The sequence below is a fragment of the Parafilimonas sp. genome (genome assembly GCF_047606085.1).
In the GTDB taxonomy this organism is placed as follows: domain Bacteria; phylum Bacteroidota; class Bacteroidia; order Chitinophagales; family Chitinophagaceae; genus Parafilimonas.
On sequence record NZ_JASGEX010000183.1, the window covers coordinates 17,897 to 42,431 of the forward strand.

Annotated in this window: 19 protein-coding genes and 1 pseudogene; 11 read left to right on the forward strand and 9 right to left on the reverse strand. The window is 41.3% G+C overall.

Features of this window, described 5'->3' with window-relative positions:
- Positions 1–125: 125 nt before the first annotated feature.
- Positions 126–803: an ABC transporter ATP-binding protein gene (locus tag QM629_RS15975; protein ID WP_415160892.1), complete on the reverse strand. Its 678-nt coding sequence runs from the start codon at positions 801–803 to the stop codon at positions 126–128.
- Positions 804–915: 112 nt separating this feature from the next.
- Between QM629_RS15975 and QM629_RS15980 the strand changes: the two genes are divergently transcribed.
- Entirely contained in the window at positions 916–1,263 is a 348-nt protein-coding gene (locus QM629_RS15980) for a four helix bundle protein (RefSeq protein ID WP_415160893.1), read from the forward strand.
- A gap of 107 nt (positions 1,264–1,370) precedes the next feature.
- Here QM629_RS15980 and QM629_RS15985 read toward each other — a convergent pair whose 3' ends face one another.
- Positions 1,371–2,630, reverse strand: a complete 1,260-nt coding sequence (locus QM629_RS15985; protein ID WP_415160894.1) for an efflux RND transporter periplasmic adaptor subunit — start codon at positions 2,628–2,630, stop codon at positions 1,371–1,373.
- 16 nt (positions 2,631–2,646) lie between these two features.
- Positions 2,647–2,835 (reverse strand): hypothetical protein, encoded by a 189-nt coding sequence (locus tag QM629_RS15990; protein ID WP_415160895.1) that lies wholly within the window; start codon positions 2,833–2,835, stop codon positions 2,647–2,649.
- Positions 2,836–3,102: 267 nt separating this feature from the next.
- Here QM629_RS15990 and QM629_RS15995 point away from each other — a divergent pair, with 267 nt between their 5' ends.
- From QM629_RS15995 to QM629_RS16020, 6 genes are all read left to right on the forward strand, one after another.
- Entirely contained in the window at positions 3,103–4,464 is a 1,362-nt protein-coding gene (locus QM629_RS15995; protein WP_415160896.1) for a sigma-54-dependent transcriptional regulator, read from the forward strand.
- Positions 4,454–5,797, forward strand: coding sequence for a sensor histidine kinase (locus tag QM629_RS16000; protein ID WP_415160897.1), 1,344 nt, complete (start codon positions 4,454–4,456; stop codon positions 5,795–5,797). The genes QM629_RS15995 and QM629_RS16000 overlap by 11 nt, the downstream gene beginning before the upstream one ends.
- A 400-nt stretch (positions 5,798–6,197) precedes the next feature.
- Positions 6,198–8,918: a TonB-dependent receptor gene (locus QM629_RS16005; protein ID WP_415160898.1), complete on the forward strand. Its 2,721-nt coding sequence runs from the start codon at positions 6,198–6,200 to the stop codon at positions 8,916–8,918.
- A gap of 423 nt (positions 8,919–9,341) precedes the next feature.
- On the forward strand, positions 9,342–10,190 hold the full coding sequence (locus tag QM629_RS16010; protein ID WP_415160899.1) for a protein-glutamine glutaminase family protein: 849 nt from the start codon (positions 9,342–9,344) through the stop codon (positions 10,188–10,190).
- 109 nt (positions 10,191–10,299) lie between these two features.
- Entirely contained in the window at positions 10,300–11,556 is a 1,257-nt protein-coding gene (locus QM629_RS16015) for an MFS transporter (RefSeq protein WP_415160900.1), read from the forward strand.
- Between the two features lie 86 nt (positions 11,557–11,642).
- Positions 11,643–11,897 carry a hypothetical protein gene (locus tag QM629_RS16020; protein WP_415160901.1) on the forward strand — a complete coding sequence of 85 codons (255 nt, stop codon included), beginning with the start codon at positions 11,643–11,645 and terminating at the stop codon, positions 11,895–11,897.
- Between the two features lie 157 nt (positions 11,898–12,054).
- Here QM629_RS16020 and feoB read toward each other — a convergent pair whose 3' ends face one another.
- On the reverse strand, positions 12,055–14,253 hold the full coding sequence (gene feoB, locus QM629_RS16025) for a ferrous iron transport protein B (protein ID WP_415160910.1): 2,199 nt from the start codon (positions 14,251–14,253) through the stop codon (positions 12,055–12,057).
- Positions 14,254–14,357: 104 nt separating this feature from the next.
- The gene (panD, locus tag QM629_RS16030; protein ID WP_415160902.1) at positions 14,358–14,702 is read right to left on the reverse strand and encodes an aspartate 1-decarboxylase; all 345 of its coding nucleotides are present in this window, start codon (positions 14,700–14,702) and stop codon (positions 14,358–14,360) included.
- Here panD and QM629_RS16035 point away from each other — a divergent pair.
- A complete protein-coding gene (locus tag QM629_RS16035; RefSeq protein WP_415160903.1) occupies positions 14,701–17,022 on the forward strand; it encodes an FUSC family membrane protein in 2,322 nt (773 codons plus the stop codon). The two genes, panD and QM629_RS16035, sit on opposite strands and share 2 nt — an antisense overlap.
- Positions 17,023–17,119: 97 nt before the next feature.
- Complete coding sequence (locus QM629_RS16040) at positions 17,120–18,442, forward strand: APC family permease (protein WP_415160904.1); 1,323 nt, start codon at positions 17,120–17,122, stop codon at positions 18,440–18,442.
- A 366-nt stretch (positions 18,443–18,808) separates the two neighbouring features.
- Here QM629_RS16040 and QM629_RS16045 read toward each other — a convergent pair.
- From QM629_RS16045 to QM629_RS16055, 3 genes and pseudogenes are all read right to left on the reverse strand, one after another.
- Positions 18,809–19,317, reverse strand: a pseudogene (locus QM629_RS16045) (thiamine pyrophosphate-binding protein).
- Positions 19,318–19,607: 290 nt separating this feature from the next.
- Positions 19,608–20,243: a peroxiredoxin gene (locus QM629_RS16050; RefSeq protein ID WP_415160905.1), complete on the reverse strand. Its 636-nt coding sequence runs from the start codon at positions 20,241–20,243 to the stop codon at positions 19,608–19,610.
- A gap of 58 nt (positions 20,244–20,301) precedes the next feature.
- Positions 20,302–20,667, reverse strand: a complete 366-nt coding sequence (locus QM629_RS16055; protein ID WP_415160906.1) for a DUF2116 family Zn-ribbon domain-containing protein — start codon at positions 20,665–20,667, stop codon at positions 20,302–20,304.
- Between the two features lie 183 nt (positions 20,668–20,850).
- Between QM629_RS16055 and QM629_RS16060 the strand changes: the two genes are divergently transcribed.
- Together QM629_RS16060 and QM629_RS16065 are read left to right on the forward strand one after the other, a co-directional pair.
- The gene (locus tag QM629_RS16060) at positions 20,851–21,201 is read left to right on the forward strand and encodes a single-stranded DNA-binding protein (protein ID WP_415160907.1); all 351 of its coding nucleotides are present in this window, start codon (positions 20,851–20,853) and stop codon (positions 21,199–21,201) included.
- 145 nt (positions 21,202–21,346) lie between these two features.
- The gene (locus QM629_RS16065; RefSeq protein ID WP_415160908.1) at positions 21,347–22,102 is read left to right on the forward strand and encodes an XRE family transcriptional regulator; all 756 of its coding nucleotides are present in this window, start codon (positions 21,347–21,349) and stop codon (positions 22,100–22,102) included.
- A 322-nt stretch (positions 22,103–22,424) separates the two neighbouring features.
- Here the strand turns inward: QM629_RS16065 and QM629_RS16070 are convergent, their stop codons facing one another.
- The gene (locus QM629_RS16070; RefSeq protein WP_415160909.1) at positions 22,425–23,819 is read right to left on the reverse strand and encodes a TlpA family protein disulfide reductase; all 1,395 of its coding nucleotides are present in this window, start codon (positions 23,817–23,819) and stop codon (positions 22,425–22,427) included.
- Positions 23,820–24,535: the final 716 nt, after the last annotated feature.

The following is a 24,535-nucleotide window of genomic DNA, read 5'->3' on the forward strand; positions in this document are numbered from 1 at the left end:
AAGGCGGCCTCTCCTAAATCCTCTCCGAAGGAGAGGACTTTTAGAACGTGACTAAATAACGTTATTTGTATAATTCAGCCTCTTATACATCCTCCCGATTTTTTCGGGAGGCTTGGGGAGGCCGGCTATATCAATATATTCTCCGTTACCGTTTGCCCATCCAGCATGCGGATGATGCGGTGGCTGTAACGGGCATCATGCTCGCTGTGCGTAACCATTACAATGGTGGTGCCCTGCTCATTTAATTCAGTCAATAATGCCATTACCTCATTGCCATTGTTGCTGTCGAGGTTACCGGTAGGCTCATCCGCCAGGATCAGTTTAGGATGGTTTACCACAGCCCTGGCCACGGCCACACGCTGTTGCTGGCCGCCCGATAACTGCTGCGGGTAGTGATTGCGGCGGTGCATGATCTGTACTTTATCCAATACTTCTTCCACGCGTTTTTTCCTTTCAGCAGATTTAACGCCCGTGTAAATTAATGGCAGTTCAACGTTTTCAAATACGGTTAATTCATCAATCAAATTAAAGCTCTGGAACACAAAACCGATGTTGTGCTTGCGCAGGTCGGCGCGTTTGCGCTCATTAAAATGCGCTACTTCAATATTATTAAATAAAAAGCTGCCTGCATCGGGATCATCGAGCAGGCCAAGAATGTTAAGCAGTGTAGATTTGCCGCAGCCTGAAGGCCCCATCACGGCAACAAATTCGCCATCCTTTACTTCGAAGGACAATTTGTTCAGCGCAACGGTTTCTACTTCTTCGGTGCGGTAAACTTTTTCGAGTTCTGAAATCTTTATCATGTTTGGTTGTTTTAGAAGTTGTCAGCTTTCAGCCATCAGAAATCAGCCTGAGAAGACTTGTTTAATAATATTTTATTTTTAATTATTTTTTTAACCTTTTAAACTATCTGTTATGCGAAACTTTGAATCTCTTAATTTCTGGCAAAGAAGCCATGCGTTTACAATTAAAACTTATAAGCTCACCCAGTCTTTTCCAAAAGATGAATTGTTTGGATTAGTATCCCAAATGAAGCGTGCTGCATCGTCCATTCCCACAAATATTGCAGAAGGTTGCGGCAGGGAATCTGTTGCTGAATTAAAAAGGTTTTTAATTATAGCAGCAGGTTCATCTTCAGAACTTCATTATCAATTAATCTTAAGCAAAGATTTAGGCTTTATTGATGAACGTTTGTTCAAAGAACTTGTTACAGAAATCATTGAAATAAGAAAGATGATTTATTCTTATCATGATAAACTGTGACGGGTATCGGCTATCAGATGTCAGCCTTCAGCTATCAGAAAAAAAATCAATTACGGAGTTGACCTTCTGATAGCTGAAGGCTGCATCTGTTTTCTGATGGCTGACACCTACTTCCCTTTCAACACCAGTTCCTGCATATCCGTGCCATAGTTTTCGTAGCTCGATGTAACCACTTTATCACCAGCCTGTAAACCACTCAGCACTTCGTAGTAATCTGTGTTTTTATTGCCCAACTGAATGTCCACGCGATAGGCCCTGCTGCCATCGGCACTTACTTTAAATATCCAGTTACCGCCGGTTTGCTGGTAAAAGCCGCCTTGCGGCAGCAGCAAGGCGGTGCGTTCATCGCTCAATGCCAGTAATATCTGCAGGGTCTGGCCGCGGCGTATGCCTTTGGGCACTTTGCCCACAAATTCCATATCCACCTGGAAGCGGCCATTGGTTACCTGTGTAAATACCTTTTTAATTTCAAGCACATAATCACTGTCGGCAAAAGAGAAAGTGCCGTGCAGGCCGGTATAAATCCTTGAAATATAATGTTCATCCACATCCACACGCACCTTGTAACCGCCCATTACATCTATCTGCCCCAGGCGCTCACCCTGGTTTTTGTTCTGACCTACTTCTGCATCAAGCGATGTAAGCTGGCCATCAACCGGTGCACGCACGATAAGGTCTCCCACCTTTTTCTGCATAATAGCCAATGCTTCCTTTGAACCTTTATAAGACTGCCTGTTTTGTTCAGCCTGTTGTTCCCTCGAAATAGAGTCCTGCTGTAGAATTTGTTCATTCAGCCTTCGCTTTTGCAGGTAATAATTATAGCTGATCTCAGATTTTTTAAACTCCTGTGAGCCGATGGCTTTTTTTGCATACAGGTCTTTATTAAGGATATACAGGCGTTCCGCCTCCCTGAATTCGCTTTCCACGTCGGCCATGGCAGTTTGCTTGCTTACCGTATTCTGCAGGGCTGCATTATTGTTTATCTGAATTTGGGTTAAGGTGTTATATACCTGGTTTTGCTGGGTCATCATGTTCATCATCAGGTCGGTGTTGGATAAGCGCAGAATAGGATCGCCCTTTTTCATCATAGTGCCGTCATCCACATATTTTTCTTCTACGCGTCCGCCTTCCACGGCATCGAGGTAAATGGTGGTTTGGGGCAATACCACGCCATTCACCGGTATATTTTCCTGGAACTTGCCTTTGGTTACCTCGCTTATGGTAATGCGTTCCGTATCCACATTCAGTTTATTGCCACCGCTGGTAAAATAAATGCTGCCGGCAATCAGTAAAACAATCGCTGCAATTCCGGCAATGGTGAGAATTTTCCTGGTTGTCCATTTTTTCTTTTGTATAACTCTGTCCACTGTATAATTTATTTTATTACATTAATCTTACGGTTATCGCATTCATCACATCTGCGTTCAGTTTCCTGGAACTGCAGCAGGGCGCTTCTTTTTTTATGGTAGTGCTTTTAGACGGGCGCGCCAGCACGATGGCGGTTATTAAAACCACATTCAGCAGCAACAGCCACCTGAACATAACCCAGTAATTTTCTTTTTTCGGTTGCATAAAAAATTCTTTGTGCCAATAGCAAAGAAAGCAAAGTGCCAATTTTAAAACATCACTGAAAAACAATATCTTAGATAAAAGGGCCGGAAGGCTGCTGTCCGCTTGTGACACAAAAACTGTCCGGTTTTGATACAGGTTAAAAAAGCCCTGAAACCAGCCAGTAGTTAAAAACCAATATTTTAGCGTTGTGGTATGCCAAATGTTTTAATTGCCGCAGCAGATAAATGGCACCGTCCTTCTTTAACTAATTTAAAAATTGCACAAGAAATGAGCTTGAAAAATACATCCATACTTGTAATTGACGATGACCCGGACGTTTTGATTGCGGTGAGGCTGTTATTAAAAACAGAAGTGAAAAAAGTAGTGACCGAAAAGAACCCCGAAAACCTGCCGGCACTTTTAAGGGAAAACACTTTCGACCTTGTATTGCTCGACATGAATTTTAAATCGTCCATTAATACCGGCAACGAAGGCATTTACTGGCTTAAACGGATAAAGGAACTGAATAAAGACGTTTCTGTAATAATGATAACGGCTTACGGCGATATAGACCTTGCCGTTCGCTCCTTAAAAGAAGGCGCTTCGGATTTTATACTGAAGCCCTGGCACAATGAAAAGCTGATAGCCAATATTGCCGACATCATTAAAAAAACAAAGCGCACCGCCGGCGAGGGCGCGGAAAAAGAATCTTCTGAAAACCTCATCGGCACCGAACTGCTCGCTGAAAGCGAGGCTATGAAGAATATTTTTTTCAAGATTGAAAAAATTGCGCCCACCGATGCCAATATTTTAATTCTCGGCGAGAACGGAACGGGAAAAGACCTGACGGCGAAGGCCATTCATCAAAAATCGTTAAGGGCCAAACAGCCGTTTATAAAGGTAGATGTAGGCGCATTAACCGAAACGCTGTTTGAAAGCGAGCTCTTCGGCCATAAAAAAGGCGCTTTTACCGATGCGCGGGAAGACCGCACCGGCCGCATTGAGGCCGCCAATGGCGGTACCTTGTTTCTGGATGAAATTGGTAATATTAGTTTACAGCAGCAGGCTAAACTCTTAACCGTTTTGCAGAACAGGCAGGTAACACGCCTGGGGACCAACCAGCCAATACCCGTGGATATACGGCTGGTGTGCGCCACCAATGTGCCCCTGCAGGAACTGGCCAGTGAAACCCGTTTCAGGAAAGATTTAATCTATCGCATCAATACCGTTGAAATTACTTTACCGCCTTTGCGCCAGCGCAAAGAAGATATTATTTTACTGGCCAAACATTTTGCCAAACAATATGCAGCCAAATACCGGAAGCCGGCGATGGAATTAGACAGGTCGGCGCTGGAAAAGCTGGTGAAATATTCGTTTCCCGGCAATGTGCGGGAACTTCAGTACACCATGGAACGCGCCATTATTATGAGCGATGGCGATGTGCTTACGGAAAGGGACCTGATTTTCTCGCCCATAGAAAGCGTGCTGACAGAAAAGCCGGAGCTGGATGATAATAAATTAAGCACGATAGAAAAAAATACAATCCTGCTTGTGATTGAGAAGCATAACGGTAACATAACAAAAGCCGCCAGGGAATTAGGGCTAACCAGAACAGCATTGTACAGGAGGTTGAGCAAATATGATATATAATCGTCCCGGATTAAGGCTGGCCATCCGCATTTTGCTGCTTGCCGTTTTCATATTTGCCGCCGCTTACCTGCTGCTGCAATCGCAATTCCTGTTTGGCTTTATTGTTTTGCTGGTGGCGGGCTACCAGTCATATAGTTTATATGAATTTTTAAAAAAAGCGCAGATAGAAGTAAGGCAGTTTGTGGAAGGGGTGCAGTACAGGGATTTTTCAAGGCATTTTGATGTAAAGCATGCGCCGGCCGAAGTGCAGGATTTAAGGCAGGGGTTTAATGATATTAATTCTGCATTCAAACTAATAAGCCATGAAAGGGAAACGCAGTATCAATACCTGCAAAAAATACTGGAACTGGTTGACACCGGCATTCTTTCTTACGAAATTGAAACCGGCAACGTAATGTGGATGAATGAATCGCTAAAGAAGCTTTTGAAGATACCGTATTTAAAAACCATACAATCTTTAGATAAACGCGATGCGGCCTTATGTGCGCAGGTGGTGGAACTGAAGCCCGGCGAAAGCGCTATAACCGATATTCATGTTGACAGGAACGTGCTGAAAATACTTGTATCGGCAACGGCATTTCAAACCAACAATAAAAGGTATAAGCTGCTCGCGTTTCAGAATGTAAATGAAGCGCTGGATGAAACGGAAAGCAAGGCCTGGCAGAAATTACTGCGTGTGATGACGCATGAGATCATGAACTCTGTTGCGCCCATTTCTTCTTTGGCCGATACGTTGAAAAACAGGCTGCAGCATTCAAGCGAATTAGTGGATGATGAAACCGGCACGCTGGAAGACCTTTCGCTTGGCATGGAAACCATTAAGCGCAGGAGCGAAGGCTTACTGAAGTTTGCCCAAACCTACCGCAACCTGAACATGATAACGGCGCCCAACCTGCAGAAGTTTTATGTAAAAGATTTATTTAAAACGCAGCACCGTTTAATGCAGCCAACGCTGCTGCAAAAAAATATTGAGCTTGAAATAATTTTAAAAGACCCCGAACTGCAGGTGGAAGCCGATATTAATTTAATTGAGCAGGTGCTTATCAATCTTCTGCTGAATGCGATGGAAGCGGTGAAAGAAACAAGGGATCCTAAAATTATTCTTACGGCAAGCCGGGGCGACCATAACCGCGTTGCTATAAAAGTAGTGGATAATGGCAGCGGCATTGAAGATGAAGTTTTAGATAAAATCTTCATCCCTTTCTTCAGCACCAGAAAAAGCGGCAGCGGTATTGGTTTAAGCCTGTGCAAGCAAATCATGATGCTGCACAAAGGCAATATTTATGTGCATAGCGTGAAAGATGAAGGTACAGCGTTTGTGCTGCAGTTTTAGGCAGCCTGTTATGTTTACTGCGGCTAAGCAAAATATCCCTGCTGCTGTGAAAAATGAAATTTTTTAAGGCATCGCCCACAAAGAAGCCCAATACTTTTGGCAGCCGTTTTTGTTTTTGAGAAGCCTGTTGCCTTATGGGAAAAAGATTTCCACTTACTAAACCCGGATATATAAACCTGCAATTTTCCACTGTATCCATCAACACTTCTTATCTGCATTAAATTAATATTAACAGTAAGCAGAGGGGGCAATTAATACATACTTTAGTGCCCGCTAAAACGGGATAAGGATAATAAGGAACGTAACGAATGGCGGCCATTTAAATAAGATCATGGTATGATGGTAAAAGCAGGCTAAATTATAAACAATCGCAGTGTATAATAAAGAAATAAATTTTTTTATGACCAAACCAGCTATCAAAACCAGGCAATTCCTGCATATTTTATTATTAGCAGCCTGCTGTCATATTCAGATTATTGCAAATGCGCAAAATGGCAATGAAATAAAGGGGCAGGTAAATAGTGAGAGCGGGCAGCCGGTGGCCAACGCTACTGTTTTTGCAAAGAACCAAAGCACAGGCCAGGTTTCTGCCACGCAAACAGATTCTTTGGGCGTTTTCGCTTATCACAATTTACCTGCAGGCGGCCCTTATTCAATTACTATTTCCCACGTAGGTTTTCAATCCCAGACACTATCCGGTTATAATGTAAAACCCAACGCCGGCATATCCCTGGTGATCAAATTAAAATTGACAGCTAATGATTTAAACGAAGTTATCGTTACCGGGCGCGCCGGTGCACAAAATCGTACCAAACTTGCAACAAGCTATTCCGTTACCAATATCGGGTATAATGCGCTTAGCCTGCAGGCGCCCACAAGTGTTACCGAGACTTTAAAATCAGTGCCGGGTTTCTGGGTTGAGGCATCAGGCGGCGAGGCAAGCGGGAATGTAAGGGCAAGAGGCGTTCCTGTAGATGGTTACGGATCCATCCAGTTGCTGGAAGACGGAATCCCGGTACAGCACGACCCGGCATTAGGTTACCTGAATGCAGACCAGGTATTTCGCTTCGATGAAACCATTCAATCTGTTGAAGTAGTCCGGGGCGGCCCTTCTTCGGTTTTTTATTCCAATGCCCCTGCCGGGGCAGTAAACTATATTCCCCGCACCGTTGGCGATACAACAGAAGGCATTTTTAAGCTTAGCCTGGGAAGCGATAATCTTTACCGGGGAGATTTTTGGGTAGGAAGCCCTATCGGCAATGGGTGGAAATTTGCTATAGGAGGATTTTACCGTACCGGCACAGGCGTGCGCGACCCCGGTTTTACCGGCAATCATGGAGGGCAGGTGCGGGTTTCTGTTGGCCGCCAATGGGAAAAATCATCCTTTGATGTTGATTTTAAGCGTGTGGATGATGATGTGGTTTTTTATTTAGGCATTCCCATGACCCATAAAAACGGAAAAATAGTAGCAGTGCCTGGTTTTAATGGTCATTACGGAACAGTTGCCGGCCCGGAAACAGAAAAGGTAAGTATGATTGAAGGAGACGGCAGCACTTATAATTTTGATAATACAGTGGGGACATCTGTAAAAAGAAGCCAGCTAACAGCTAAGTTTAAGACGGAGCTTTTTAATAACTGGATTTTAAAAAACACACTGCGCTACGATAACACACAAACGCAGCGCAATGGCGTATATCCGAATACTTTAGAAAGCGCTGATTCACTGCTTGCAAGCCAGGCAAGCCTGTTATCAACTGTTTCAGGCGCAGCAAAACTGGGATTACAGTATGTAACCACAGGCACAACATTTAATACGGCCAGCCAAAATGGTAATGGCCTTGTTATTATAGGCGGGATCAGGGGCCTTACATTACCGCTTACAGAAATTACAAACGACTTTCATGTTTCGCATATTTTTGGCACAGGCTCTTCCAAACATGATTTCAACTTTGGATACTATTATGCTCATTTCGAAGAAGACTTCAGCAGATATTCTTCAAGCGCACTGCTTGATGTTCAAAATAAGGCAAGATTGCTGAACCTCGTAGCCCTGGACGCCAGTGGAAATGTATTAAGCACATTTACTGATAACGGAATATACCAATATGGATATGAGTTTGCGAATGCCCGCGGTGAACAAACAACCAATGCCGTTTATATCAGCGATGAATGGCAGATAACAAAGGCTTTTCGTATTGATGGGGGATTGCGTTGGGAAAATGCGCAAACACAGGGAGTGGTAGAACAAACGACCACTGTAAACCTGGGAACTACGGCAACATCCAAAATATTAACCGGCAGTGGGATATTTCAAAGCTATAACCGCAATTTTAATTACGCTACCTGGACATTGGGCGTAAATTATCAGTTTTCCGGCAATATGGGCGCATTTGCCAGATATACTTCTGCTGCGCGTATTCCGGGATTGAGCAGTTACGTAACCAACGCCACCGCTACGCCTGTAACCCAAACAATGCAGCTTGGCGAAATTGGATATAAATACAGTTATTCTAAACTCTCTTTTTATGCTACAGGGTTCTGGACAAAATATAATAATGTAGGCTTTACAAATTATGTTTTTAATTTAGATGGAACTAACACGCAGGAAAACCTGTATGCCAATACACAAACTTTTGGCCTTGAGCTTGAAGCCGGTTATTATCCGGTAAAATGGTTTGATATTTCAGCAACATCTACCTTACAGCATGCCCAATATAAAGGATATATTTATACAGATAATTCCGGAACTTTAATCAATTATAATGGCAATCAGCTTATCAGAATACCAGCCACTTCGCTGAGAGTTGTTCCGGGGTTTAATTTTTTTCATGACAACCTTCGCCTGCAGGCTGCCATAGAATACGAGGCAAAACGCTATGTGGATGTTGCAAACTCGGTGATCCTTCCGGGCTATACGAAAATTGATGTGGATGCCCAGGTAAAACTTACTGACAAAATTTCAATTTTCGGAGTTATAGATAATCTCAACAATTCATTAGGCCTTACAGAAGGAAATCCGCGCCAGGGCGAATTTCAGAGTAGCGATGCAGGCGCTACTTCGTTTATAGCACGCCCTCTGCTTGGAAGAAGTTTTAAAATTGCTTTCAGGTATAAGTTTTAGCAATGAAACCGAGCATGATAATTTTTATCACACAGGGGAATGTACATAGCGAGATTCTCCCGAAGCAAGTTCGGGACAGGCATGAGACCATTGAAAAAACAAACCTGTACGAATGAAAGTAATATAGAAATGGGTTTGCCTCATTTTTCTCGCTGATGTTTTTGTGCGAGTAGGATATAAAAAAATTAATGGCCTTGAATATTGTTCCATAGTGTAAAAGTTAGCGTGCTGAAAATTACATCAACATTGTAAAATGCACTTCTTTCCCATATTTGCTGCTGGTATTTTTCTTGCCTGCAATGGGGAAATAACGGTAAAACCTGTAAGTTGCTGCACACCGTTATTTCAGCATGCATGCAGCCAAATTATTGGTGTCATTAGATAAGGAAAAAGATTTGGTTGAAATTTTGCTTATCATACAGCATGATGCCAACATACTTTGAAAACTTTAACGCCGGCAAACTGAAATCATATTCAGAAAAAACTATTCTTGCTGCATTCAGCGATATAGCAGCATTGCTGCAGGCTGAATATAATTTCCCGCAGGGCGGCTGCCAGCAACGGGCGCATATAAGTTCGCTTATACTGGATAAGAAATTTAAAATTCAACATGCCAAAATCTGGCTGTTTGCTGCAGCCACTACTGCGCCCGGCAATACAACCATGCTTGAAATTAAAGACAAAAACAGGTTTGCGCTGGGCAATAAGATACAATGGGGCTATCATGTGGCGCCTGTTGTTAAAATAAAAAAGAATAATGCAGCAGGCCTGTATGTTATAGACCCTGCTTTAAATAAAAGCATGCCCATAAAAATTGAAAAATGGTTTAATGCCATCGCCAACAGCAAAACAGGCAGCTTTACGTACACGGCACCAACCACCTATTTTTTTAATTGTTTTAAAATGGATGATGGTTCTCTGTCAAGTATTTTTAATGGAAGTTTTTATGATTATGATAAAAGCCATCGCCAAAACCTTGAACTGGAAAAAGGCATAGCTGTTTGCAGTACGGCTATGCACATTTTTGATAACCATATAAAGAAGTTGTCAGCCACGGCAAGCCGCAAAAAACTTGAAGACCTGAAAGCAATTTTTGGGAATGCAACCGCAATAGATTGTGTTGTGGCGCAAAACGCATCAGCCAATACGCCCAATACAACTGGCCGTTATGTACTGAACCATTATGCTGAAATTTTGAACGGGGCCAAAGCCTTCTTTAATGAAAAACTTACTTATTGGACAAAATACACCAGCCGTTTATTTAAAGAATAAGCTGCGGCAACCATTTAGATGCATTTCTCAATCGCAAAGCCAAATAATTTTAAAATACATTTGCCTGCATTAAGGCTGTTGCCTCTTTATTAAATTTCATTTGAGCTTAATGACAACCGGTGATCAACAACAGAGTTCTTCTGATGCTTTTATAGCTGTTCGCATACCCGAATTCAGGAACCTTGTAATGGGAAGGTTTGCTTTTGTAATGGCATTGAGAATGCTCACCACCTTACTGGGCTGGTGGATATATAACTTAACCAATGCACCTTTTGCCATTGGCTTAATTGGCTTATCTGAGGTGGTGCCTGCCGTTTCGCTGGCTTTGTATGCAGGCCATGTGATAGACCTGAGTGAAAAAAGAAAGCTGATGCTGCGGGGTGTTGGCTTATATTTTATTGCAGTGATAATCTTATTGCTGCTTTCAACCAAACATACCAGCCAGGCATTTACCAATAGTACCATTGCCGTGTTTATTTACTGTATAGTTTTCGGCACCGGCATTGTGCGCTCGTTTGTAGGGCCGGTGTTTAATGTGGTGCTGGCGCAGGTTGTTCCTAAAAATATTTTGCAAAATGCCACTACCTGGAACCAGGGCGCCTATCTTTCCGCCTCGGTTACCGGCCATGCACTGGGCGGTTTTTTAATTGCCATGCTGGGCAATACCGGTACTTTTGGAGTGATCGCAGCGCTTATTGCCGTGGCATTTATTATCCTTTTTAATATAAAGCCCAAGCCGCCGCTGAATGAAAAAACCGAAAAGAAAACATGGGACAGCGTAAAAGAGGGTTTGAGCTTTGTTTTCAAAACAAAGGAGATTTTGGGCGCTTTGTCGCTTGATCTTTTTGCGGTACTGTTTGGCGGCGCTGTTGCTATGGTGCCGGTGTTTGCAAGGGATATTTTAAAGATTGGGGCGGAAGGGTTTGGCATACTGAACGGCGCTTCGGATATGGGCGCTATATGCAGCGTAGTTTTGCTAACCGCCGCCCCTATGCGCAGGAAACAGGGATATAAATTATTGTTTGCCGTTTTTGGGTTTGGCGTATGCATTATATGCTTTGCCTTGTCCAGGCTGTTTATCGTTTCCTTTATTGCCCTGCTGTTAAGCGGCATGCTCGACGGTATAAGCGTTGTTGTGCGCGGCACCATCATGCAATTAAAAACCCCTGATAATATGCGGGGCCGCGTAATGAGCGTAAACTCTATGTTCATTAATTCCAGCAATGAATTTGGCCAGTTTGAAAGCGGCTTAATGGCTAAACTGATGGGCGTGGTGCCTTCTGTGATTTTTGGCGGCTGCATGACGGCGGCTGTAGTTATCGTTACCTGGTTTAAAGCCCCGGCATTAAGAAAAATGGAATATTAATTCGCGGCCTTTTAAAAATCATTTGTTTTTTTGTATTTTGCCTCTACTGAAAACAGCTGCTTGCCATTGTAAAAAAATCAATGGCTATGATGTACCAATTTATTATTTATGCTGTTACTGCAATACTGCTTATTTTAATCATTCTTAAAACGGTGCTGTTTTCCGCAAGCACTACCAACAAAAGTTTGTACAAATGGTTTTACTTCAGCCATTACAGCCTATATAATTCACGAAGTGAAAAAAGCCGCAGGCAGAAGCTGCTGCAAAACAAGCTTACTATTATCATTTTTGCCGTTGCAGTTATAGATATGGTATTGATAGCTATGTTCAGAAAAGCCTGAGAAGCTGTTTAAATTTTTTCGCACGTAGAAACAAAGCCGGCAGAAACGCATTAATTCTCTTGCACTCCTTTGCCCGTGCGGAGAAACCATCCGGAAACCTATCTTCTTCTGTGAAAAACCCTGTAAGAAATTAAATTTACAAAACAGGTTCTGGGCATTAAAACAGGTGATAAACAAGCAGGCTCAAAAACAGGTGATAAACAAGCAGGCTCATCAAATAGGCAAGACCCGTCATATAAATAAACTGGATGAGCGGCCATTTCCACGTGCGGGTTTCTCTTTTTACAATAGCCAGCGTGCTCATGCACTGCATGGCAAACACATAAAACACCATTAATGATAAAGCAGCCGGCAGCGTATATACCTTGCTGCCGTCTTTATGCACGGCGCTTTCCATTTTTTCCTGCAAGGTGCGGGTGTTGTTGTCTTTATCTTCCACGCTGTACAGCGTTGCCATGGTGCCAACAAAAACTTCACGTGCAGCAAATGATGTTATCAATGCAATGCCAATTTTCCAGTCGTAACCCAGCGGTTCAATTGCCGGCTCTATGGATTTGCCCAAAATACCGGCAAAAGAATTTTGCAGTTTTTCTGCTGCATATTCTTTTTCGATTGCCGTAACAGAATCTTCGCTCAAATTTTTCTGCTGCAGTTCTGCCGTATATTTTTCATTCACGGCGCGAAGGCGCGAAGGCGGGCCGTAGCTGCTTAAAAACCATAATACCAGGCTTATAAAAAGAATAACCCTTCCCGCCTGGCTAACAAAGATTTTTGCCTTTTCAATCATGGTAATGCCCACATTTTTCCAGCGCGGCGCACGGTAAACAGGCAGCTCTAAAATGAAATAGCTTTTTTCTTTCATTTTAATAATAAACTTGAACACATAGCTTACCACCAGCGCCATTGCCGTTCCCAGAAGATACAGCCCCATCATTACCAAACCCTGCAGGCTTAAAAAACCAAAATAATAGGTATTGGGAATTACCAGCGCTATCAGTATGGTATAAACCGGCAGCCTTGCGCTGCAGCTCATTAAAGGTGTAACCAGTATGGTGAGCAATCTTTCCTTGTGGTTCTCAATATTCCTGGTGCTCATAATGGCTGGCACTGCGCAGGCAAAACCACTTATCATCGGCATTACGCTCTTGCCATTCAGGCCCGCTTTGCGCATCAGCTTATCGCTCAAAAAACTTATGCGGGCCATATAGCCGGTGTCTTCCAGTATGGTAATCAATCCAAACAGGATCATTATCAGCGGCACAAAAACGAGAATGCCATTCAGGCCTGCCACGAGGCCGTTTATGAGCAGGTCGCTCCACCAGGCAGATGGCAATGCACCATTCAGCCAACTGCTTATATTGGCGAAGGCGCCGTCAATCCAATCCATAGGATACTGCGCCAGCCAGAACATGCTTTGAAACACAACAGCTAAAACAACCAGCAGTATTACATAGCCCCATACGCGGTGCAAAAGAATATTATCGAGATGCTCCGTAAATAATTTGCGGTGCAGCGGATCGGGCTCTACCACGTTTTGCTGCATTACCTGTTTAATGCGGGTGTAGCGCCGGAGAATTTCTTCCGCCTGTGTTTTGGATGGATTGAAATTGTTGTCAATCTCCGCCTGTTCAATCACCTCATTCACGGTGTCTGTCAAACCGAAATTTTCATGGTTGATGAGATAATGAATGCCTTCATAATCGCTGATGCCTGGCAAGGTCTGTTTCACTGTTTCAACAGCATGCGGCGCCAGCGACAGGTTGTTGATAAAATCTCTTTTGGCAGGCTGCTGATGAAGTTTAGCTGTTTGCGCCAGCGCCTTTTTCAGCTCGGTAATGCCTTTATTCTTTCTAGGGTTTACAGCAATAACAGGCACGCCCAATTCGGTTGAAAGGCCGGCAACATCTATTTCAATTCCTTTTTTGCGGGCAAGATCCATCATGGTAAGGGCAATTACCACGGGATATTTTAAATCTATAACCTGGCTGCAAAAAAGCAAATTGCGTTTAAGGTTGCTGGCATCGGCCACCAGCAACACGATTTCCGGGTGTAATTTTTCATCGGCATGCAGCAAAACCTTGTAAGCCACCCATTCATCGGCCCGCCGGGGGTACAGGCTGTATGTGCCGGGCAAATCAATAACAGTGGCGTTTACGCCCGCATCCAAATGGGATAAGCCTGTTTTTTTATCAACCGTAACGCCCGGAAAATTGCCCACTTTCTGGTTAAGGCCGGTTAATGCATTGAATAAAGAAGTCTTACCACTGTTGGGGTTGCCAACTAAAGCTATATTAACAGTATTGCGCGACAGTAGATAAAATTTTAGCGCGCAAAAATAATCGCTTCGGCTAATAATTAATTACGAGATGAGGAGTTTTGACAATGCGTTGACGTGGAGAAAAGTTTACGGGTTCACTTGTTCACAGCCGCATGTGCCTTACATCAACAACAATTATATATCTATAGCGCATTTCCTTCCTTCGGAAACACAAGCCAGGGTTTGAATTTTTTAGCCTCTTCAAATTCCATGATGGCATACGAAATTACAATCACCACATCGCCCACGGCGCCCTGCCTTGCTGCGGGGCCGTTTAAACAAACGGTGCCGCTGCCGCGCCTGCCTTTAATAATGTAGGTTTCCAGCCTCGAGCCATTGTTCACATTCACCACCTGCACCTTTTCATTTTCAATAAGATTGGCGGCATCCATCAGGTCTTCATCCAGTGTTAAGCTTCCCACATATTGCAGGTTGGCTTCTGTTATCACCGCCCTGTGAATTTTCGATTTTAATACTTCAATTTGCATGGAGGGCGCAAATGTAAGCAACTTCAATTTATCAATCCAAACGGTTGTTAGCGTTATATTTAATGTGCAGGGATTTTGGCACTTTATTAAGTTTGCAAACAGCATGGATTACCAGCTCACTTTCAAAAAAATATTTTCAAGCCAATATTTATTTACCGGCATACGCATAACTGCCGCCGCCATTATCCCTGCCATTATTTTATATCATTATGATGTGCTGGGATTAATGTCGGCCGTCCCGCTGGGTGCATTAATCGTTGGTTCAACCGACAGCCCCGGCCCGTTTACGCACCGCCGCAATACCATACTGGCAAGTATATGCCTTAATTTCATAGTGGTTGTAATTACCATTTCGCTCAACCACAATGCGGTCTTCATTACCCTGTTCATTGTATTATTCGGGATGTTTTTTTCGCTGATCGGCATTTACGGCAGCCGCGCTAATTCCGTAGGCCTCGTGGCGCTGCTGGTTTTTATTTTTAATATTGACAGCAAGGCCAGCTTTGGCAGCCCCTGGTTTAACGGGCTGATGCTTACTGCAGGCGGTATGTGTTATTTTTTGATGAGCATATTGCTGCACCGCCTGCGGCCTTACCGCTACATACAAATACAACTGGGAGAAAGCCTGCGTTCCATTTCCGAATATGTGGAAACACTGGCCGGCTTGTTTAAAGAGAAACATAACGATGAGTATTTATATAACAAGTTAAGCCTGAAACAGATTACCATTCAGCAGGAGCAGGACAGCCTGCGGGAAATGCTGCTGAACACGAGGGAAATGGTGATTGACTCTACAGCAAAGGGAAGAATATTAATGATGATGTTCCTTGACAGCGCCGATCTGTTTGAACATCTTATTTCGCTGCACCAAAATTATAGTGATATACATAAAGCTTTTGATAATACGGGGATTTTGCAGGAGATAGAAAATTCCCTGCACGCCTTTAGCCAGGAGCTGAACAGCATTGGCTATGCCATTCAATTCAACCAGCATTCAAAGCCATATACAGATATTAATGCGCAGCAAAAAAAGCTTTCGGATGTTTTTGCGCTGGAAAGAAAGAATGGCCTTAATAAAAATACATTGCCTTTATTTATCAAGCTAAGGCAAATACGCTTTACCATACAGGATGTGGGCGAAAGAATAAAAAGGCTTCATTATTTTTCGGGCTATGAAACCATTGCAACGAGGCATTATAAAAATTATCCGGGCGCAGAGCTTAAGGTAAAGCATACAGAAATTTCGCCTTCCTTATTAATAGGAAATATATCGCTTAAATCAAGCCAGTTCAGGCATGCTTTGCGTGTAACCATTGCGATGCTTATAGGTTATTTTGTTTCGTTGTTTTTTCCATTGGGACATGGTTACTGGATTTTATTAACCATTGCTACTATATTAAAACCAGCCTACAGCATTTCACGCACACGCAATAAGCAGCGTTTGCTGGGCACCATAACAGGTGTAATTATATCATTTGCTTTCATCTATTTTGTTAACAACAATACACTGGCCTTCCTGCTGTTGCTTTGTACCATGGTAATAGCTTACAGCCTGCTGAAACTTAACTATTATATAAGCTGCACCTGCATTACCATTTATGTTATCATCAGCTTTCATTTTTTAAACCAGTCTGATTTCAGTGCAGTTATTACCGACAGGCTTATTGATACAGCCATTGGTTGTGTAATTGCGTTCATTGCATCTTTTATGATATTTCCTTTATGGGAGCACGAGCAAACAAAAGATCTCATAAAGGATTTTGTTGATGCCAATAAAAAATATTTCAATGTTGCAGCAGGGTTATTAAGGAAGCCTGAAATGCTTAAAACAGATTATACGCCGATGCGGAAAGATGCTTTTGTGGCGCTTGCTAACCTGAGCGATAATTTTCAGCGCATGCTTTCTGAAAAAAGAAAAGATGCAAAGCTTTCTTTTTACCACCAGTTTGTTGCCAGCGGTTATATTCTAACGGCGCATATAGCAGCCTTATCTTCATTAATAACCAGGTTTGGAAAAGATATGAAGGCCGAGGATTTTGATGCTCTGATAAATAATGTAAATGAAAAATTTAAACGAACTGTTTGCATCTTAAACGGAGAGGTTGTAAAAACCACTGTTTCAAACCGCAATGCACCTATTACCAATAAAGTGCAGGAACTATTACAGCAGCGGCAACAGGAAATTGATGCAGGTTTATATGATATTCAAAGCAATGTTCGTATCTCGTTGCGCAGTTTAAAAAGCGTAACCGACGAATTTGAGATGATTGACAGCATTGTTGCCGATGAAGTGAAGATTGCAATACGCATTATGCAATAAACATTCGGCTCGTTGTTCCCGAAATTCAATAAATAAGAATGCATAAAAACGGGTAACCGTTATTTAGTTATTTTGCTTTAACCAAACAGCATTTACATTGAAGCAACCGGCAAAGAAAATAACACTGCTCACCGCTATTTCCATTGTAATTGCGAATATGATTGGCACCGGTGTTTTTACCAGCGTTGGGTTTCAGCTTGCATCAGTGCAAAATACATGGAGCATATTATTGCTTTGGATTTTTGGCGGCGCACTGGCATTGTTTGGCGCATTTGCTTATGCAGAGCTGGCAACATATTTTAAACAGTCCGGCGGCGATTACATTTACCTGTCAAGATTGTTTCACCCCTTTCTCGGTTATTTATCGGCATGGGCAGGATTAACGGTTGGGTTTTCTGCGCCGGCAGCTTTGGCCGCAATCGCTTTTATAAAATATCTTTCACCGTTTGGTTTGCACAATAATAGCTGGATAGCTGTTGCCATAATATTAATTACAGGCATCATGCACAGCATTACATTAAAACACAGCAGCAGGTTTCAAAATATTACTACCATCATTAAAGTTGTTTTTATTGTTGCGCTTATCATAATTGCGTTTGCATTGCCGGGTGCAGAAAATAATGCGCTTAATTTCTCCAATAGCTGGCGCAAGGAAATTATAAGCCCTGGATTTGCTGTATCAATGGTGTATGTAAGTTTTGCTTACACGGGCTGGAATGCAGCAGCATATATTGCCGGTGAAATTGATAAACCGTTGCGCAATCTTCCCAAAGCTTTAATATTAAGCACATGGTTCGTGTTAATGGTATATGTGCTATTTCAATTTTGCATGCTTAAGAACGGCACTGTAAATGCCCTTGCCAATAAAGAAGAAGTTGCATTTATTGCTTACAATAACTTACTTGGAAGTACCGGTGGCAAATGGGTAAGCGCTTTTATTGCCATACAATTGCTGGCAACTATCAGTTCTTATTTATGGGTGGGCCCGCGGGTTACGCAGGCTATGGCAAACGAATTCAGGTTGTGGAAACCGTTGGCAAAAACCAACCGGCATAACATTCCTGTTGCTGCAATATGGCTGCATGTTTTTATAAGTATTGTACTTGTACTTTCAGGTTCGTTTGAAAAAGTTTTATTATATGCAGGGTTTGTTTTACAACTGATGGCATCGCTTACCGTATCAACAAGTTTATTTATAAAAGAGAAAATGCCGGGTGTTTTTATAAGCCCTTTAAAACCCTGGCTGCAAATTATTTTTCTTTTGTTTAATGGCTGGGTTTTAGTGTTTACGTTTATACAAAGACCGGTTGAAAGCCTTATTGGTATTGGCATTTTAGCAGCAGGCGCCGTGCTTTTTATTTTTGATAAACATGAAAAGCCTGCAAATGATTTTATCGCTGAGATTTCAGAACATGTTTAACAGTGAGACAATAAGAGCATTAGCTAAATATAAAAATGATAAGATAATAAGATATGCTTTAAATTTTATGCATTGTGTGGCTTTATTCCTTGCCGGCTAACAAGGGTATTATTCATCAAAAAAGTGCTTATGATTGTATGACTGGCTGTTTCAAGTTCAAATACCCTTAATAATTAGAGTAATTTAAACTGTGCACGTTAAAATGAAGAAGAGCAAAGAATCGAATGCTTCTGATTTGCTGTCAGTGAGTTTTGTGCCTTATATATGGCAATGAATAATAAAGAAGACGCCGCTGCCATGATGGATGTTGCTGAATTTGCGACCAGGAATTGGTAGATAATTCCCCAAGCGAAGAGCCGATTACCATCAGGCCATCATAAGGTGTTTCCCTGGAATGGATAAAGCATCACGCAGCGCCTGTTTAAAAATAGTGGCGGCCGATCCGCTTGTAATAACGGAACTATTGCCGGTAGCCGCCGTATAAATGGCTTTAATATCTAACCTGGCATCAATACCTTTCTGCCGGTAGCCCTCGCCATAAAATTGCTGGTCTGTTTCGCCGGTAATCAATAACACTGCCGAGCCATCTGCCTGTGCATTTATTATACCGGTAAGCGCATTGGTAGCGCCGGGCCTGTTGTTACCATTACCACGCCCAAATTGCCTGTTGCACGGTAATATCCATCAGCTATATAAGCGGCGCCGGTTTCGTGCCGGCAAATGAAATATGTAAGACCGTTGACGTTATTCTTTAGCGTGTTTAATATATTTATTAACCCGCCGCCGGGCACGCCGAAAATATATTTTACGCCTTCCAGTTTCAGGAAGTGCACAATTAAGTCATCCACAGTAAGATTATAAGTATTTGTTCTCATAAGGCCCTTATTAAATTAAGCTGATTTGACGGAAGGAGACGCTAAATAAGCACATTCTAAAAGCTGAACACAAATTTTGCAAAGGCCTCATACCACGCATTAAACCTATTTGCACCGCGTCAAATAGCTGCCGGATGCTTAACCAATTATAATATGTTTTAATCGCACATTCAACCCTCATTCAATCATGGGCTTTGTGATGATGCAGATACGGCGTATATAAGATTGGCACAATAAAAATGCACCACGGTTTTGTGATGCATTTATAACTTTTAATGATAAAAAGGCTTTTACTTATTCGGTTGCGGCGTATAACGTAAATACGGTTTTACAACCTTTACACCTTTAGGGAATTTTTCAATTGCAGCTTCCGTAGAAACGGCAGGCACTACAATTACATCTTCACCTTCAGCCCAGTTAGCCGGTGTGGCCACGCTGTAATTAGCGGTAAGCTGAAGGCTGTCCAATACACGCAATACCTCAACAAAATTTCTACCGGTGCTTGCAGGATAAGTTATCGTAAGCTTAATCTTTTTATCGGGCCCGATAATGAACAGCGAACGTACTGTAAAGTTTTCAGAAGCGTTTGGATGTATCATGCCGTAAGCATGCGCAATGCTTTTATCTTCATCGGCAATAATTGGAAAGCCAACATTTACACTTTGCGTTTCATTAATGTCGTTCACCCAGCCTGCATGCCTGTCGAGCGAATCAACGCTTAATGCCAGCACTTTTGTATTGCGTTTGGCAAATTCTTCCTGTAATAAAGCTGTTTTGCCAAGTTCGGTTGTGCAAACAGGCGTATAGTCAGCAGGATGAGAAAATAAAATACCCCAGCCATCGCCAAGATATTCGTAAAAATCAATTTCACCGGCGGTTGTTTTTGCTTTAAAATTGGGAGCCGCGTCCCCTAAACGTAAACTCATAATAAAGATTTATTTTATGGTGAAGATATTAATTCCTACTGATTTAGTAGGAATTATTTTATTCTTTTTTGCTGCGCACGATAAGATACCAATCGTTATCTAATGGCAAATATCCGTAATCGTAGCAAAAGAAATACGTATTTCCTTTTTTATGTATGTATGTATGGGTAAAATATTTAAAAGAAAAGCCCTGTTGCATTAATATTTGCCTGGTGGTTTTACCCTTTTCTTCTGTTTTGGACAGCAGCGATTCGAGTATCCTGCGGTTTTTGCCCAACGCATTGCTTATGTTGCGCACATAATTATTGCTTTGCGCTTTTAGCTGGTTATTGTAATTATTGCGGCAATAATCATCGCAGAATTTTTTATCGGAACGGCCTCTTATGGCTTTACCGCAATGCAGGCATTTTTTAGGTTCTTCCATATAACAAGCATTATTATAAAACTAAGCAATTTTCGTGTATAACCGTTTACAAACGGTTACATCCGTGAGTAAACGAATAAAAACCGGCTAAGGCTATCCGGTAATTTCATCTTTGTGTTGTCAGCCGGCAGGGCGCCGCCGGAGATTGAAATAACAAATTTAAAAACCGTAAAAATTTATTGTATGTACGCACTTAAAAACAAAGTTCAGCTTATCGGGAACCTTGGCAATAAACCCGAGATCCGCACCATAGAAAGTGGCAAAAAAATGGCCCGTTTTAGCTTGGCTACCGACGAAACCTACCGCACGGCCAAAGGCGAAAAAGTTACAGATACACAATGGCATAACCTGGTTGCCTGGGGCAAAGTGGCGGAAATTGCCGAACAGTTTTTGTCAAAAGGCAGTGAAGTTGCCATAGAAGGAAAACTCATAAACCGCAACTACACAGATAAGGAAGGCAATAAACGCTATGTAACGGAAGTGCAGGTAAATGAAATCTTAATGCTTGGCGAAAAGAAGCAGGTAAAAGCCTAAGCTTTCCTTCTAAAAGCCGCAGTTTCATTCTGTATTTGATTATGGCTGCGGCTTTTTTATGCCCGCTTAAAAATCTGAAAAAACTTTATTAAAAAAGATTTTCAAACTAAAATAATTAGTATGTTGCATACTAAATGCATTAGCTATGAGTTATGCCGGAAAAAATCTGAAGTATTTACGCAAGCTCCGCGGGTGGACACAGGAAGAATTTGCGCATAAATTAAAAATCAAACGCTCACTTGTGGGTGCTTACGAAGAAGAACGCGCTGAGCCCAGGCTTGATGTGCTGGAAAATTTATGCAGTATTTTCAAATTAAGCCTTGATGAACTATTGCTGAAAGATCTTACAGCGCTTAAAGGCGGCGGCAGTTATATTGATAAACGCCGCCAGTTAAAGCTGCAGGGCGATATTAACGAAATACAATTTGTGCCGGTTAAGGCTGCCGCCGGTTATCTTGCCGGTTATGCTGACCCTGAGTTTATTGATGAACTGAACACTTTTACCCTGCCCATGCTGGCGCCGGGCGAATACCGTGCATTTGAAATAGTTGGCGACAGCATGCTGCCCACACCAAGCGGCAGCGTAATTGTTGGCGAAAGGGTTACAGCAATGGATGACATCCGTGCCAATAATACATATATAGTTGTTTCAAAAAATGAAGGCATTGTATATAAGCGCATCATGAAAAACAACCGTTATAAAAACAAGCTTACGCTGATAAGTGATAACCCGCAGTATGAACCTTATCATGTAAATCCCGATGATATTCTTGAAGTATGGAAGGCGCAGATGATCATCACAAAAGCCAATACACAGCAACGCTGGGACGTAAACCAGCTTGCGGGCCTTGTTAATAACCTCCAGGAACAGGTAAGCCACCTGAAAAAGAAAATGAATTAGTATTAAGCCGAAAATGCCGGTAAGTTTTCCAAACTTTGCTAACAAGCACAGAGGAGGTACCAAGGAAAGCCTTTCGGGCTGGTGCGGAAAGTTTGCAGGAAATGCTTTATTATGGGCAATATCAAGTGAAGCGCCCACATGAAACAGGCAGGAAAATTCATATCACTTTCTACGGGTTTAATACTGCTGATTTATTCAGCTTTTTTTCTTTTCCCGCAAATAATCTTTGCTAACCAACTTCACTATAAATCATTTATTATTTATTCCCATTATAAGCTTAACAAAAATATTGTTGCAATTTTGGACAGTGCTGAGAATGTAATCATTCTTCACTTTTTAAAATCAAGCTCTTTTTAAGCATTACGTCGAATTCTTGTTCACTTGGTCTAATAAAATTAGATGAAACACACTCACCTTTCGCATTGAAAACTATAAATCTTGGTACATCGGTAAGAGAGTAGGTATTTGCCAGCAGATTTTCCTTTGCCCCTACCAGTAAGAAAGTGTTTTTAATATCTAATTTTCTTTCTTTCACGAATTTTCTCCATTTATCTTCATCTTCGTCTATGGAAAGTGATATAAAACGAATATTTCGATTAGCCCTTGAAACTTTATCCAGGCTTGGAAACTCTGCTATACAAGGGCCACACCATGTTGCCCAGAAGTCCATGAATAGCGGCGTACCTACGTTTACTACTTCCCTCAGCTCTACAACTTTCCCACTATACGTTTTTAATTTAGCTGTTAAAAGATTTGAAAGTGTTTTAAGTGCTTTCTTATAATCAATATAAAATTGAGTCGCCATATTTTTATATTGCGTGTCTAATGTAGAATGTAGTAAATAATTTAAGGTCATCTCAGCACTTTGCATATTTACATCGTTGGAATTTTTTTTAAAATTCCACAGTTTTAGCATCAGCAAAAATTCTGTTACTTCTTTTGAAAAATATTTTTGGGCGGTGGTAATAAATGCTTGATTAAAATCATCTGTGCTCAAAAATGCTGGAAAATCCTTCTGGGTAAAAAAATAATTTAAATTATTTATATCTAATCTATAATAATTGCTGCCGTATTTTTCAAGTGAGGTTGGTATGTTTTTATATAAAGACAAGATAGAATCCTTATTGATAAGAGAATCTCTATCTTTTGAACTCAAATAAGAATCAAGTTTCTGGCATTCTATTTCTTCTTTAAGAATCAAATGTAGTAAGGGTAATTTTTTGCCGTTAAAAAAGGTTTTAATGATTTTATCCTTTTGTTGATAATAGCTTTCTGTATAATTTACAAACTCACTTGTAGAAGAGGCCTTATCTTCCTCAAATTTATTTGGAGAAACATACTTTTTATAAAAATTATCAGACAGATATTCATAAAACAAAAAGAGATTATTATTTTCTCTGCTTAACTCTGTGGAGCCTGTTTGTTTATTAAAAACCACATTGATGGTATCTCCTTCCCAAACCGGATAAATACCTCCATTGAATGTTAACTTATAAGAAATGAGTTTTATTTTTTTAGGTATTCTATACTCAAGAGGAATACTTTTATTAACCAAGTGAAGATAAGGGTAATTAACAACTTCATATAAAGAAGCAATGCCACTATTTTTTTGGAAATCAACATTTTGTATATACACTGAAATAGTGTCTTGAGCGTTAGATGTCTGTTGAGTAAAGCATAAGGCAGTACTCATAATTAGATTCCTAAAAAGATTCATTATTCATTTTTTAAGGCCGATTTATTTCGTTGTAAACCGGCCTTGATTATAACCATTATAATTTTATAAACTAAGAACAGCTACAGCCTGCTTTTACAGCATTCGGATATGAATCCTTACATTTTCCAGCGATACTTTCAGTATTACAATCTGTCGTTTGCACCTCATACAGCAGTCTCCGAAAAACACAAATCCTTAGGTTTCCCAATTTTTGCCACCTTCTCTCTCGTTAATACCTGTCCATATTTCATAAATTGGAAATACAAATTTCTCTGTTTTCAGCAAAAAAGTAGTTCTGTTTTATTCGATCAAACGAAATTTGAGCGCCCCCGTTTCCCTCATTTTAGATAATAGCTCATAAACACCGTCCTTTTTGGATAACTGCATTTTATAGCAAGGTTTCTAAATTACCCGTTGCTTTTTTCTTAATAAGAAAGTTTGCATACTCCAATCGCTTAATTGCCTTTACTAAACTCATAATTACTATTTAATCGGTAAATAATATTTTAAATCGCTAACGCGCTATAGATAGAAGGAAGCTGATAACAGTAGGCTTTTGTACCTTTTCTTGATTTAAAAATAGAAACAAAAAAGTTAATGACTATCCGTTTTTTGGAAAAGGTCTGTACCATGGATTTTCCAGCGTTGCGACCAATACCCTGTCAAATAAACTCTGCCCAAAGAACCTTCGGTTAAACTTGTAACAAAATTCATTC